Source organism: Staphylococcus sp. GDX8P80P (assembly GCF_017893095.1).
In the GTDB taxonomy this organism is placed as follows: Bacteria; Bacillota; Bacilli; order Staphylococcales; family Staphylococcaceae; genus Staphylococcus; species Staphylococcus borealis.
In genome coordinates, this window is sequence record NZ_JAESMI010000133.1 from 1 (window position 1) to 13,163 (window position 13,163).

16 protein-coding genes and 1 riboswitch are annotated in these 13,163 nt (G+C 33.3%); of the genes, 10 read left to right on the forward strand and 6 right to left on the reverse strand.

Features of this window, described 5'->3' with window-relative positions; translation table 11 throughout:
- The first annotated feature begins 222 nt into the window (after positions 1-222).
- The 3 genes from KA858_RS10970 (at position 223) to menC (ending at position 3,142) form a co-directional block, all read left to right on the forward strand.
- On the forward strand, positions 223-387 hold the full coding sequence (locus KA858_RS10970; protein WP_210135698.1) for a hypothetical protein: 165 nt from the start codon (positions 223-225) through the stop codon (positions 385-387).
- Positions 388-738: 351 nt separating this feature from the next.
- On the forward strand, positions 739-2,124 hold the full coding sequence (menE, locus tag KA858_RS10975) for an o-succinylbenzoate--CoA ligase (RefSeq protein WP_210135699.1): 1,386 nt from the start codon (positions 739-741) through the stop codon (positions 2,122-2,124).
- A gap of 10 nt (positions 2,125-2,134) precedes the next feature.
- Positions 2,135-3,142 (forward strand): o-succinylbenzoate synthase, encoded by a 1,008-nt coding sequence (menC, locus tag KA858_RS10980; RefSeq protein ID WP_210135700.1) that lies wholly within the window; start codon positions 2,135-2,137, stop codon positions 3,140-3,142.
- Here the strand turns inward: menC and yidD are convergent.
- Positions 3,139-3,387 carry a membrane protein insertion efficiency factor YidD gene (yidD, locus tag KA858_RS10985; RefSeq protein ID WP_075109182.1) on the reverse strand — a complete coding sequence of 83 codons (249 nt, stop codon included), beginning with the start codon at positions 3,385-3,387 and terminating at the stop codon, positions 3,139-3,141. The two genes, menC and yidD, sit on opposite strands and share 4 nt — an antisense overlap.
- A 66-nt stretch (positions 3,388-3,453) precedes the next feature.
- On the opposite strand from yidD, the gene ytkD reads away from it, so the two are divergent.
- Complete coding sequence (gene ytkD, locus KA858_RS10990; protein ID WP_210126045.1) at positions 3,454-3,927, forward strand: RNA deprotection pyrophosphohydrolase; 474 nt, start codon at positions 3,454-3,456, stop codon at positions 3,925-3,927.
- On the forward strand, positions 3,908-4,678 hold the full coding sequence (locus KA858_RS10995; RefSeq protein WP_193839186.1) for an alpha/beta hydrolase family protein: 771 nt from the start codon (positions 3,908-3,910) through the stop codon (positions 4,676-4,678). Before ytkD ends, KA858_RS10995 begins: the two co-directional genes overlap by 20 nt.
- A gap of 61 nt (positions 4,679-4,739) precedes the next feature.
- Here the strand turns inward: KA858_RS10995 and pckA are convergent, their stop codons facing one another.
- A complete protein-coding gene (pckA, locus tag KA858_RS11000; protein WP_053030568.1) occupies positions 4,740-6,332 on the reverse strand; it encodes a phosphoenolpyruvate carboxykinase (ATP) in 1,593 nt (530 codons plus the stop codon).
- Between the two features lie 165 nt (positions 6,333-6,497).
- Positions 6,498-6,608: riboswitch (SAM riboswitch) on the forward strand.
- Positions 6,609-6,723: 115 nt separating this feature from the next.
- On the opposite strand from pckA, the gene metK reads away from it, so the two are divergent.
- From metK to KA858_RS11015, 3 genes are all read left to right on the forward strand, one after another.
- The gene (gene metK / locus KA858_RS11005; protein ID WP_053030566.1) at positions 6,724-7,920 is read left to right on the forward strand and encodes a methionine adenosyltransferase; all 1,197 of its coding nucleotides are present in this window, start codon (positions 6,724-6,726) and stop codon (positions 7,918-7,920) included.
- Between the two features lie 95 nt (positions 7,921-8,015).
- The gene (locus tag KA858_RS11010; protein ID WP_075109186.1) at positions 8,016-8,924 is read left to right on the forward strand and encodes an NERD domain-containing protein; all 909 of its coding nucleotides are present in this window, start codon (positions 8,016-8,018) and stop codon (positions 8,922-8,924) included.
- 219 nt (positions 8,925-9,143) lie between these two features.
- A complete protein-coding gene (locus KA858_RS11015) occupies positions 9,144-9,977 on the forward strand; it encodes an aldo/keto reductase (protein ID WP_210135701.1) in 834 nt (277 codons plus the stop codon).
- Between the two features lie 58 nt (positions 9,978-10,035).
- Here KA858_RS11015 and KA858_RS11020 read toward each other — a convergent pair whose 3' ends face one another.
- The 3 genes from KA858_RS11020 to KA858_RS11030 form a co-directional block, all read right to left on the reverse strand.
- Positions 10,036-10,389, reverse strand: a complete 354-nt coding sequence (locus tag KA858_RS11020; protein WP_210135702.1) for a fluoride efflux transporter FluC — start codon at positions 10,387-10,389, stop codon at positions 10,036-10,038.
- Positions 10,386-10,751 (reverse strand): fluoride efflux transporter CrcB, encoded by a 366-nt coding sequence (gene crcB / locus KA858_RS11025; protein WP_210135703.1) that lies wholly within the window; start codon positions 10,749-10,751, stop codon positions 10,386-10,388. The genes KA858_RS11020 and crcB overlap by 4 nt, the downstream gene beginning before the upstream one ends.
- A gap of 61 nt (positions 10,752-10,812) precedes the next feature.
- Positions 10,813-11,118 (reverse strand): hypothetical protein, encoded by a 306-nt coding sequence (locus tag KA858_RS11030; protein ID WP_210135704.1) that lies wholly within the window; start codon positions 11,116-11,118, stop codon positions 10,813-10,815.
- Between the two features lie 263 nt (positions 11,119-11,381).
- Here KA858_RS11030 and KA858_RS11035 point away from each other — a divergent pair, with 263 nt between their 5' ends.
- A complete protein-coding gene (locus KA858_RS11035; RefSeq protein ID WP_210135705.1) occupies positions 11,382-12,095 on the forward strand; it encodes a transaldolase in 714 nt (237 codons plus the stop codon).
- 225 nt (positions 12,096-12,320) lie between these two features.
- Positions 12,321-12,791 carry a hypothetical protein gene (locus KA858_RS11040; RefSeq protein ID WP_210135706.1) on the forward strand — a complete coding sequence of 157 codons (471 nt, stop codon included), beginning with the start codon at positions 12,321-12,323 and terminating at the stop codon, positions 12,789-12,791.
- Here the strand turns inward: KA858_RS11040 and KA858_RS11045 are convergent.
- A complete protein-coding gene (locus tag KA858_RS11045) occupies positions 12,775-13,098 on the reverse strand; it encodes a competence protein ComK (protein WP_245342093.1) in 324 nt (107 codons plus the stop codon). The two genes, KA858_RS11040 and KA858_RS11045, sit on opposite strands and share 17 nt — an antisense overlap.
- Positions 13,099-13,163 lie beyond the last annotated feature (65 nt).

Sequence of the window (13,163 nt, forward strand, 5' to 3'; positions counted from 1 at the left end):
GAGAAAAGCTTGAGTTAAGCGCATTTTCAGTTCAGTCAGCTACTGCGAATTTGCAAATAGCATCATCATATTATTTATGTCCCACTCCCAATGAGATAAGATGTAAATATTTAGTTTAAAATTTATATTGATTTTATTATATAAAAACATTATAATATATTTAGGTCAACGACAATGCGTGGAGCTTATAAAACGAAATACATTGATTTTCGAGGATTTGAAATGAAAATTTCAACACAAGCAGAAAAAGGAGTTAGAGTAATGGGTACTCTAGCTCTCTTTTTATATCAAAGTAAAAATTCTGATAGATTTAAAACTAGAATATCTTTAATTTACAATCATGATCGCATTATTCAATTATCCATTGAAGGGAAATGTAAGAATTAGTAGATAAAATTTATATTGATTTTATTATATAAAAATATTATAATATATATAGGTCAACGGCAATGCGTGGAGCTTATAAAACGAAATACATTGAACAGAGTAGCCAGCCTACTATGAGGCTAGGCAATAATTGAATATCATAGCTTATCAGAGTTTGAAGTGGTAATCATCACTTTAAACTCTTTTTATTTTTTTAAATAAAAGTAGCTTATTATTTATAGTTAAAATACACTTTAAATCTTTATAGTTATAAGTTAATGGTATTAAAATATGCTGCTACTTAAACACAACCAATGCTAACTAACTCAAATATCGTTATAATTAGAATGTATCTAGATGGAGGAATGAATCGTGGATTTTTGGTTAAAAGAGCAAAGTATTAATAATAGAAATAAAATTGCAGTTACAGATGGAAAACATTCTATAACATTTAAAGAATTATATGATAAAGCACTTTCAATTTCAAAACATATCCTTTCTTTGAATTTGAACAGAGTAGGATTGTACATTAAGAATGATATTGAGTCTATTACGCTTATAAACGCGTGTTGGTTAGCTAATGTTGAAATAGCAATGTTAAACACACGATTAACAGAAACTGAAATGATAAATCAAATGAATTCCATTAATATTACAACTATATTTACGACGCAACCTTTTTATTTGTCGCATTTCAATGTGATACATTTATCTGAATTAGAACAATATCCAAGTCATGCCAATGACGAAACATTTAATGATGAACGTATTGCATCAATCATGTTTACATCAGGTACGACAGGGCCTCAAAAAGCAGCACCACAAACATTTAAAAATCATTATGCAAGTGCGATTGGTTGTAAAAAAAGTTTAGGATATGATGAAACTACGAAATGGTTATCTGTTTTACCGATATATCATATTTCAGGGCTCAGTGTGTTGTTACGTTCTATAATCGAGGGCTTTACGGTACGTATACTGGAAAAATATAATACGCAAACGATGTTAACGATTATTAAAGAAGAAAGACCTACACATGTATCTTTAGTGCCACAAACACTTAAATGGCTTATGGATGCAGGATTGAATCAACCTTTCTCACTTGAAAAAATCTTACTAGGAGGCGCCAAATTATCATCTACCTTAATTGATGAAGCGCTAAATAATCACCTTCCAATATACAATTCTTTTGGAATGACAGAAACATGTTCTCAATTTTTGACTGCTACACCTGAGATGCTTGCACAACGATATGACACTGTTGGTAAACCAAGCGAAAACGTTAAAGTGCGTATCAAACATCCTAATAGTGAAGGTCATGGCGAACTTCTTATCAAAGGTGACAATGTGATGAATGGTTATTTATATCCAACAGGCTTAAGCGATACATTTGAAGATGGTTACTTTAAAACGGGTGATATAGCAGAAATTGATGAGGAAGGATTTGTAATGGTCTATGATCGTCGCAAAGATTTGATCATTAGTGGTGGAGAAAATATTTATCCTTATGAGATAGAAACCATTGCTAAAATGCATTCAGATATTAATGACGCTGTATGTGTTGCACAAGAGGATGTGACATGGGGACAAGTGCCAGTACTCTATTACGTTGCTGATTGTCCCATTTCTGATACGGCGTTAATAAACTATTTTAAATCTCATTTAGCTAAATATAAAATACCTAAAGCGTTTCATCAAGTTGAACGTTTGCCTTATACATCAACTGGTAAACTGCAGCGTAGTAAAATGATAAATTGAGGGCATTAATATGTGGATTAAAGCAGTAAATTTTTATCTTTATAATCATGAATTTATAAATCCAATTGTGACACCAAAAGTTCAAATGACGCATCGTAAAGCGCTTATTGTTGAATTTTTAAGTGATGATGAGCAATCTTATTTCGGTGAATGTAATGCGTTTGAATCAGATTGGTATGCCGCAGAGACGATTGATACAGTTAAAGAAACACTTTCTCAATGGGCGGAAAGTGTCATTCATAAGTCATTTCAGGTATATGAAGATTGGAAGCCTTATTTAGCCATGCTTGACAATCAACCTGCATCAAGAAGTGCTGTAGCTATGGCGATTTACCAGATGTATCATGACTTACCGACGTTTAAAGTAGAATATGGTGCAACCATTAGTGGTATTAGTGCACAACAACTTGATGATTTAGCACAAACGGAACCTAAACGCATTAAATTAAAATGGACAAGTCAATTGAATAATGATATTTCACTGTTAAATGACGCATTGCCTTTTGATTATGAATTAGCTTTAGATGCTAATGAGTCACTGGATGTGTCAGATTTTCAGAAATTAGAAGCTATAGAGACACAAAACATACTTTATATAGAAGAGCCATTCAAATCGTTGTCTTCAATTTTACACATTGATCATACGCAATATCCTGCGATTGCGATAGACGAAAAAGCAACTGATATCAATCGTATTATGTCAATTGTTAAGCGATTCCCGATTAAAGTAGTGATTGTTAAACCTTTTAGAGTGGGTGGTATTGATAGCGTGCAATCATTAATACGTGAATTAAAATCTAATGATATTAAAGTAGTTATCGGTGGCATGTATGAATATGGACTGAGTAGATATTTTACCGCAATGTTAGCGCGAGAAGGTGATTATCCAGGGGATGTCACCCCAGATGGTTATTATTTTACTGACGATTTTACGCAAGGTGTTGGCAAATTAAAAGAGGGGATGATTTTATTCCATCCCCCTCAAATCGATAAATCAAAATTATATAAATTAAACTAGTGTCTATGTTTATGTTTATCCTTATCCTTTTTTAAAGGAACTGGATCAAATCCACCTTTATGAAGTGGATGACATTTAAGAATGCGACGAATTCCCATATAGCCACCTTTGAGTGGGCCATAAACTTCAATCGCTTCTCGTGTATATTCTGAGCACGTAGGATAAAATCTGCATGTAGGTGGCGTCATAGGTGAAATATAGCGTTGATAGATATGGATTATTCCAAGAAATAATTTTTTTAACATTATAGGCCTCCAACCAGTAATACGATTATAAATTAGTTTAACATATTGAAGGGAGTAGTATAGAACATGGAGTTTCTAGATAAAGATAATAGACGTGTTACAATGAGTTACAAAACGAACAACGACTGTCCTGATGGTAATCATGTTTTAGCTATTCCACTATATAAGAACCAGTTACTTTTTACTCAGCACAAAATGCGTGGCATTGAGTTTCCAGGTGGTAAGGTTGAAAAGGGAGAACAAAGTATACAAGCAATCAAGAGAGAGCTTTTTGAAGAAACTGGAGGTATACCTGAAACGATTGACTATATAGCACAATATCAAGTTCACACGTTGGATAACGCTATTTTCAAAAAAGATGTATATATAGTGAGAATCAAATCAATTAAAGAGAAAAGTGATTATTTAGAAACGAGCGGTCCATTGTTGTTTAAGCATATTAGTGATGTTCCGTTGGATATGCAAAGTTACTTAATTCAAGATGACGCAATTCTGAAGTGTGTCGAAAGGATGATAGACCTTGGATATTATCGCGACTAAGAAAATGCCTATAGCATCGAGAACGCATCAATTTGATGAAATGACTTATACAGTTGATGGCTTAAAAGTAAAAGCATTACAGATGTGTCCTCTAAAGAAAGCAGTAAATAGAATTGTGGTGTACTTGCGAGGAGGTAAGGGACAAGTTGGTCGTGTACGTGCAGCCAGATTAATGCAGTTTGCAAATGATGATACTTTAGTGATAGGACCTTACTATCGAGGTAGTAATGGCAGTGAAGGTCGTGATGAGTTTGCTAACGCTGATTTAAAAGATGTAACGTACCTTATTAGAATACTTAAACAACGATATCCAAATGCTTATGTACATATGATTGGATTCTCAAGAGGGGGAATACAAGGTCTCTTAACTTATCAAGATTATCCGGTAGATAGTTATATTATCTGGGGTGGGGTTTCTGATATGCATTTAATGTATGAGGAACGTGTTGATTTACGTGGCATGTTACGTCGTATGGTTGGTCATCCTGATAAACATAAAGACGCCTATGACAAAAGAGATGCTATAAAATTAATTGATGCGCATAGTCCGCCAATCCTAATTGTACATGGGGGTAAAGATAAACAGGTAGGTATTCACCATGCTTATTATTTAGAGAAGCAATTGAGTTCTAAAGGTGTCGACTTTGATACGTTTTATCAAATAGATGAAGGTCATGTGCCTAGACCACCAGCTATGAAAAAAGCACTTAACTATGTACATCATTGGATGTCGAAATGTGAGGGTAAATAAAAAGGCAACGTACCTTGGTTAATTTTACCAAGTACGTTGCCTTTTGAATGTGACCATTTAATTATTTATTAAAGCCACCTGTATTAGCAATTTCTTCAACTTCTGGACCGAATTTTTTGAAGTTTTCTTCAAAACGTTTAATTAAGTCGTCGGCTTGAGCGCGATATTTGTCTGAATCACTCCAAGCATTAATTGGGTTGAGTATTGTTTTAGGTACGTCTTCCATTTCTGTAGGAATGCTTAAACCGAATTTTTCATCTTTAGTAAATTCAGCGTTTTTCAATTTACCTTTAATCGCTTGATCTACCATATAGCGAGTGTAATGTAAGCTGATACGTCTACCTACACCGTATTTACCACCTGTCCAGCCAGTGTTAACTAAGTATACATCAACGTCATGTTTATCAATAAGTTCACCTAGTAAATCTGCATACTTAATAGGATTAAGTGGTAAGAATGGTGCACCAAAACATGTAGAGAATGAAGGTTCAGGCTCTGTAACGCCACGCTCAGTTCCAGCTAATTTAGATGTAAAGCCGCTTAAGAAGTGGTACATCGCTTGTGATTTAGTTAATTTAGCAATTGGTGGTAATACACCGAATGCGTCAGCTGTTAAGAAAATGATTGTATTAGGATGAGCTGCTTTAGATGGTAGAACAATGTTATCAATGTGATGAATTGGATAAGCTGCACGGGTATTCTCAGTATATGAATTATCATCAAAGTCAACGGCGCCACGCTCGTTAACTACAGTATTTTCAAGAATAGTGCCGTATTGAATCGCGTTATAAATTTGCGGTTCTTTTTCTTTAGAAAGATTGATTGCTTTAGCGTAACAACCACCTTCGATGTTGAAAATACCATTTTTATTCCAACCATGCTCATCATCACCGATTAATTTTCTATCTGGTGCTGCAGATAACGTTGTTTTACCTGTACCTGATAATCCGAAGAATAAAGCAACGTCTCCTTTATCTCCAACGTTAGCAGAACAATGCATACTCATAATGTCTTGCATTGGTAGTAAATAGTTCATTACTGAGAAGATACCTTTTTTCATTTCGCCAGCATATTCAGTACCACCAATTAAAATCGTTTTATGTTTGAATGAAATGATAACAAATGTTTCTGATTTAGTACCATCAACTTCAGGGTCAGCTTTAAAATGAGGTGCAGAAACAATAGTGAAATTAGGTTTAATATTACTTGCTTCTTCTTTAGAATCTGGGCGAATAAACATATTTTGTGCAAAAAGGTTGTGCCATGCAAGTTCGTTAATAACTGTAAGTTTCAATTGTGTATCTTTGTCACTACCTGCATAGCCATTAAAAACGTAAAGTTCATCTTTTGTATCAAGATAGTCTAAAACTTTAGCGTAAAGATTTAAGAAAGTTTCTTCATCGATAGGTTGGTTAATATCTCCCCAATGAATATTATCTTTATAAGAAGGTTCTGTAACGATAAATTTATCTTTTGGAGAACGTCCAGTGTATTTACCAGTGCTCGCATTAATCGCACCAAGTTCAGTTAATTCTCCTTCTTTATTACCCATTATTTTGTAATAAAGTTGAGTTGTTGAGAGTTGAAAAAGAGAGCTTTCTTTTTCTAATAATTTTTTAATTTTAGGTGTTTCGCTGTATGTATCTACTGACATACCCAATCCCTCCAGCGTGTGTTATAGAAATTCAATATTGTAAGCCTTTACATGAAAATAGTATAACATAATGCCATAATTATTCCACCTGGAAAAGACAAAAAAACATGTAAAAACAAAATTGACATTAATTGGTGAATTAGGTAGTATAGTTCTTAACGGATTCTCTTATCCTGAGTGGTGGAGGGACATGGACCCAATGAAACCCAGCAACCTCTTTTTTAAAAGAAAGGTGCCAAACCGTTTGCAGACATATAATCGTCTGAACGATAAGAGCGAATGGACGTTTAAGAGCCTTCTCTCTGTCTTGAATAGTGAAGAAGGCTCTTTTATTTTTGAGCTCACATTTTAAAGAGAATTTTCGTAAATACAATGGTAAAAGGAGCAAATCATGACTTACAATAAACGTTTATTTACTTCAGAATCAGTAACAGAAGGACATCCTGACAAGATTGCTGACCAAGTGTCTGATGCTATCTTAGATGAAATCTTGAAAGATGATCCCAATGCACGTGTCGCTTGTGAAACAACTGTAACAACTGGAATGGCGCTCATTTCAGGTGAAATATCAACTTCTACTTATGTAGATATTCCCAAAGTCGTACGAGAAACAATTAAAGGTATTGGCTATACGCGTGCTAAATTTGGCTATGATTACCAAACAATGGCAGTATTAACTGCAATCGATGAACAGTCACCGGATATTGCGCAAGGTGTTGACAAAGCACTTGAATATAGAAATGATATTTCTGAAGAAGAAATTGAAGCTACAGGTGCGGGTGACCAAGGCTTAATGTTTGGTTATGCGACTAATGAGACAGAAACATATATGCCGTTACCAATCTTTTTATCACATCAATTAGCGAAGCGTTTATCAGATGTGCGTAAAGATGGTATTCTAGATTATTTAAGACCTGATGGTAAGGTTCAAGTTACAGTAGAATACGATGAAGATGATAAACCTAAACGTATTGATACGATTGTTGTATCATCTCAACATGCGGATGATGTTGAATTAGAGCAAATCCAAAGTGATATTAAAGAACATGTCATTTATCCAACAGTACCAGAAGGTTTAATTGATAGTGAAACTAAATTCTTTATCAATCCAACAGGAAGATTTGTTATCGGTGGACCACAAGGCGATGCAGGGTTAACAGGACGTAAAATCATCGTTGATACTTATGGTGGTTATGCACGTCACGGTGGTGGTTGCTTCAGTGGTAAAGATCCAACTAAAGTAGACCGCTCAGCAGCTTATGCAGCGAGATATGTAGCGAAAAATATCGTTGCTGCAGGACTGGCAGATCAATGTGAAGTACAACTTGCATATGCGATTGGAGTTGCTGAACCAGTTTCAATTTCAATCGATACATTCAAGACAGGTAAAGTTTCAGAAGCACAACTTGTTGAAGCGGTTAGAGCAAACTTTGATTTACGACCAGCAGGTATCATTAAAATGTTAGATTTAAAACATCCTATATATAAACAAACAGCAGCATATGGTCACTTTGGTAGAACTGATGTACTATTACCTTGGGAAAAATTAGACAAAGTGAACGTATTAAAAGATGCTGTTCAAAGTTAATAAACGCTTTAAATAATATTATAAGAAATTGTCGAAATTAAGGACTGTTTCTATTATAATTAGACATACTGATAGATTAAAGGAGCGTTGATTTAATGAATTCACTTGGACCAATTGAAATTGGTTTAATCATAGCCATTGTAGTTGCAGCGATTTGTTTAATTCTATTTTTAGTTACACTTAAAAGTAAAAATAATATTAAGCAAAAGACAAAAGAAGAATACGACCTCAAAGAAAAACAAATGAAAGCGTCTCATGACGAAGCACTTGAAAAAGAGCGCATACAAAATAAAAAGCAAGTTACTAAACAAAAAGAAGATTTTGATGCAACTGTCAGCGGTAAAGACCGTGAAATTGATGCCTTAAAACTATTCTCTAAGAATAAAAGTGAATATGTGACAGATATGCGTTTAATTGGTATTAGAGAGCGTTTAGTAAAAGAAAAACGTATCAGACCTGAAGATATGCATATCATGGCAAATATCTTCCTTCCAAGTAATGAGTTTAATGATATTGAACGTATTAGTCACCTTGTACTTACACGTACTGGCCTATATATTATAGATTCGCAATTATTAAAAGGACATGTATATCAAGGCATAAGTGGTAATCAATTTAACGAATTACCAATGATGGAACAAATCTTTAACACGTTAGATTTAGATGCTAAGTCACCACAAACGTTAGTACTTGATCAAAATGAGGATAAAGCATCATTGTCATTCGTTAATTATTCTGAACAGCTTGCTGCGATAGAGAAATTAGCGTCAGATTTACAAACTCAGTTGGGTGCGAAATATACGCCAACAGCGATTTTATATTTCAATCCGAAACATGATGGAGACGTCACAATTTCAAATTATGCACAAAGTTCAAGTGTTAAAGTACTCGTAGGACCTGATCAATTAGATGAGTTCTTCAATAAGTTTGTGTTCCATGGACGTATTCAATATAATGTGGATGAATTACAAGATGTTATGGACAAAATTGAATCATTTAATTAATTTCTAATCTGATATAACAAACATATCAATCAGCTACTTTGCAAATTCGCAGTAGCTGATTGAACTGAAAAGACGCTTAAATTAAGCGCTTCTCGATTATTGTTATTCTTGCGGGAGTGGAGCAACGAATTTAAAAAGAATTCTGTTCCATTCCCGTTTTTAAATGGTTTAAATAAGGGAATAAGATAATACATATTTTAAAGAAAAGGGGTACCGTGAATGGAAACAATTGAATTTTACAATGGTCACACAATGCCTAAAGTTGGTATTGGAACGTTTAGAGTAGAAAATAATGATGAATGTAGAGAAGCGGTTAAGCACGCAATCGTTTCTGGTTATCGTAGTATTGATACAGCTAAAGTTTATGGTAATGAAGAACAAGTCGGTTTAGGAATCCAGGATGGTTTAGTTGCTACAGGTCTAGAACGTAAAGACTTATTTATTACATCTAAACTATATTTTGAAGATTTTGGTCGAGAAAATGTAGCAAAAGCCTATGAAACAAGCATCAACAAGCTAGGCTTGGATTATTTAGACTTATACCTTGTGCATTGGCCTGGTACGAATGAGGCAATCATGATAGATACTTGGAAAGGTATGGAAGATTTATATAAAGATGATAAGGTTAAAAATATTGGCGTAAGTAATTTTAATGCAGAACACTTTGAAGCATTATTAGCTCAAGTTTCTATCAAACCTGTGATCAACCAAGTGGAATTTCATCCATATTTCACGCAAAAGGCATTACGTAAATATTTAGAAGTGCAAAATATTCACATGGAGTCATGGTCACCATTTATGAATGCTCAAATTTTAGATGATGAAACGTTGAACCAAATTGGTAAAGAAGTGAATAAAACTGCAGCTCAAGTCGTGATACGATGGAATATACAACATGGTGTTATCGTGATTCCTAAATCAGTCACGCCACAAAGAATAGAAGAGAATATCAATGTCTTTGACTTTGAATTAACTGATGAACAAATGGAACGAATTGACAATTTAAATAAAGACCAACGTATTGGTCCTAATCCAGAAACATTCGAGGGCTAATAGTTAACTAAAAACACTTCATTGTTAAAAGCTTTAAAACTTTTAACAATGAAGTGTTTTATAATATGAAACCTACATAGCATGACATAAATCCTACGATAAATTGTAAAATGGAATAACTCAAAAAACGAATCGGTTTAAAATGTGGATACAATAATTGGACAAGTTCATGTGATAGAGTTGAAAAAGTTGTTAAACCACCAAGAAAGCCAGCGATAAACAACATTGAAAACCACTGATGATTCATAGCGATTCCGAATACGAACCCGATTAAAAAACTGCCTACAATATTGACGATTAACGTAGCAACGAGTATAGGTGAAGAAACCTTACTATTAATGAAATCTGATAGCCAAGCTCTCACGACAGCACCTAAACCTCCGCCAACCATAACAAGCACTAAATTAATCATACACGTGCCCCTCCAAATTTAACGCCTAACCAACAGCATAAGATGCCTCCAACGTAACTTAATAATCCATATAAACATAGCAATATGAAATGATGATCATGAAACATAGTAACTAACTCGAATTGGAAGGTTGAGAAGGTTGTTAACGCACCTAATAACCCCGTAGTTAATCCTTTTTTTAGCATGGGCTTATGTTTGAAACATTGTATGGTTAGAGATGACAAATATCCCATTAATAATGCACCAACTAAATTTGCGACTAACGTCCCAATAGGAAAGCTAGATCCCGTATTCAATGTTGATAAGATGTATCTCAATAATGCACCAACCATACCACCGATAAACACAAATAAATATTGCATTTTGTCACACCTATTTCTTGTTTTATTACAATTAAATCATTATTCTGTCATATCCACTCGATTACGAAATAATACCAAACGTTTTGATTGAAGCAAAGATATGGAATACAATTACGAATAAAATAATGATTGGTAAAATTTTACTAGCAATTCTAATCCAGCCTTGTTTATCGCCTAAATGTTTGATTGCTTTATCTGAAAAGATAATCGAAGCAACTAAAACAATAACATTAACAATACTACAGGCAATGAGTAGATATTTAACAGAATTAATTTGCTGACTTAATAGTGGATTAAATGTATTAAAATAAAAGCTTATTATGAGTAAAATCACTGAGATATAGAAGTATTTTTTTGGCTTAGACATTGTGTTCCTCCTACCTAATTTCATTTAATCATATTACCACATTTTAATTATAATTTAATAGTGACTCGTCAATTTTGAATTTTATTTTCATTAAAAGGCAAAACATTCGCTTAGAAATTCTAAGAATGATATAAATAATTTATAAATATTTTATTGTTACGGCATAGTATATTCATCATAAGAACATGCGTACATACATATAAATTCCATTGTGATGTAACTTAACTATCATCGTAATTGAAATTAAAGGAGGAAGAAATACAATGACAAAATTAAATGTACAAGTATTTGCAGATGGTGCAGACATTGAACAAATGAAAGCAGCTTATAAGAATAAAGAAGTAGATGGGTTCACTACAAATCCTAGTTTAATGGCGAAAGCAGGTGTAACGGATTACAAAACATTTGCAGAAGAAGCAGTTAAAGCGATTCCAGATGCATCAATTTCATTTGAAGTGTTCGCAGATGATTTAGAAACAATGGAGAAAGAAGCTGAAATTTTAAAACAATACGGTGATAATGTATTTGTTAAAATTCCAGTGGTTAACACAAAAGGTGAATCAACTATCCCATTAATTAAAAAGTTATCTGCTAACAATGTGCATTTAAACGTAACAGCAGTATACACAATTGAACAAGTTAAAGAAATTACAGAAGCAGTCACTGCAGGTGTACCTACATATATTTCAGTGTTTGCTGGAAGAATTGCGGATACAGGTGTAGATCCATTACCTTTAATGAAAGAATCAGTTGACGTTGCCCACAGTAAAGAAGGTGTATTATTATTATGGGCAAGTTGCCGTGAACTATTTAATGTCATTCAAGCTGATAAAATTGGTGCCGACATCATTACATGTCCTGCCGATGTAGTGAAGAAAGTGAATACGAATTTAGGGCGAGATATTAATGAATTATCAGTAGATACGGTTAAAGGATTTACTAAAGATATTCAAAGCTCAGGGCTATCTATTCTTTAAGCATAATTAAATTTAACAACTGACTCCGTAGCATTAGATAGTGTTAAGACATTCTATAAGTCAATGGTATTAACGTATTAGAGTGTAGAATGATATTAACAATATCAGAAACATAGCTACGGGGTATTTTTATATTAATAAGAGATACTATTCCAACTTATTTCTAAATGTCAACGTCGTTAAAATTTTAAAAAGAAATAATTTAAAAAGGAGATAACCACAAGTATGAAACGAACAGATTTTGAAGAGAAAGTAAAAAAACAATTGTGGTTTTTGAATAAGAAAGAAAAAAAGCAATTACATAATAGTTTAGCGGAATATCGCCATGAAGTTGAGCGTCAAGAAGGGGAAATTCAGACAAAGCAGTATCGTAAACCTATTCATTATGCGAATCAATTTCTGAAAAATAATGTGTTTCAACAAAAAGAAGTAGCAAGTACTACATTACTTCTTTTACTCATTAGTATGGTGCTTATTTACGCTTTCTTACTTGGCTTATTTTTAACAGGATTTATTACGAGTTTAACTGCAGTCAATTATTTTATCAATCCACAGGTATCAATGCCAATATTGAATGTCGTCCTAATTTTAATTGGTGCAATACTATTGGCTATCGTAAGTTTAATGCTGATTAAATCAGTTACTGCATTTTTCACTAAAAAGTTACTTGAATACAAATTTAATAAATCTGCATAGTTTTTTGCATTAAATGAAATAATAAAGTACTCTCTTGCCACTTTTTATAAATTAAAGTGTAGGGTTCATCAACACGTAATTGGATATTATTATCAAATGTTATGATTACGCCATCTTTATTTGATGTTAACCCTATAATGTTCAATGCATTAATATAAGTTTGCAAAGGTGCACGTTGATGTTTAATAGGGAACAGTACGGCTTTGTCAGATATATATAAAGGTACAAGTTTATGAATCGCTAACAATCGTTTCGCTAACTTTAATCTTTGTGAATACGATTGATTATGTTGTTCAAAATAATACATCAGTACTTTTTTTATAGGACGAATTGTAATATTAAGTGCAACACTAATAAAATTTCATAAAAAAG

Coding starts and splice junctions, on each gene's coding strand:
- KA858_RS10970 (WP_210135698.1), top strand. CDS start 223: ATGAAAATTTCAACACAAGCAGAAAAAGGAGTTAGAGTAATGGGTACT.
- KA858_RS11040 (WP_210135706.1), top strand. CDS start 12,321: ATGAAACGAACAGATTTTGAAGAGAAAGTAAAAAAACAATTGTGGTTT.
- pckA (WP_053030568.1), bottom strand. CDS start 6,332: ATGTCAGTAGATACATACAGCGAAACACCTAAAATTAAAAAATTATTA.
- KA858_RS11015 (WP_210135701.1), top strand. CDS start 9,144: ATGGAAACAATTGAATTTTACAATGGTCACACAATGCCTAAAGTTGGT.
- metK (WP_053030566.1), top strand. CDS start 6,724: ATGACTTACAATAAACGTTTATTTACTTCAGAATCAGTAACAGAAGGA.
- yidD (WP_075109182.1), bottom strand. CDS start 3,387: ATGTTAAAAAAATTATTTCTTGGAATAATCCATATCTATCAACGCTAT.
- crcB (WP_210135703.1), bottom strand. CDS start 10,751: ATGCAATATTTATTTGTGTTTATCGGTGGTATGGTTGGTGCATTATTG.
- KA858_RS11045 (WP_245342093.1), bottom strand. CDS start 13,098: ATGTATTATTTTGAACAACATAATCAATCGTATTCACAAAGATTAAAG.
- KA858_RS11030 (WP_210135704.1), bottom strand. CDS start 11,118: ATGTCTAAGCCAAAAAAATACTTCTATATCTCAGTGATTTTACTCATA.
- ytkD (WP_210126045.1), top strand. CDS start 3,454: ATGGAGTTTCTAGATAAAGATAATAGACGTGTTACAATGAGTTACAAA.
- menC (WP_210135700.1), top strand. CDS start 2,135: ATGTGGATTAAAGCAGTAAATTTTTATCTTTATAATCATGAATTTATA.
- KA858_RS11010 (WP_075109186.1), top strand. CDS start 8,016: ATGAATTCACTTGGACCAATTGAAATTGGTTTAATCATAGCCATTGTA.
- KA858_RS11035 (WP_210135705.1), top strand. CDS start 11,382: ATGACAAAATTAAATGTACAAGTATTTGCAGATGGTGCAGACATTGAA.
- KA858_RS11020 (WP_210135702.1), bottom strand. CDS start 10,389: ATGATTAATTTAGTGCTTGTTATGGTTGGCGGAGGTTTAGGTGCTGTC.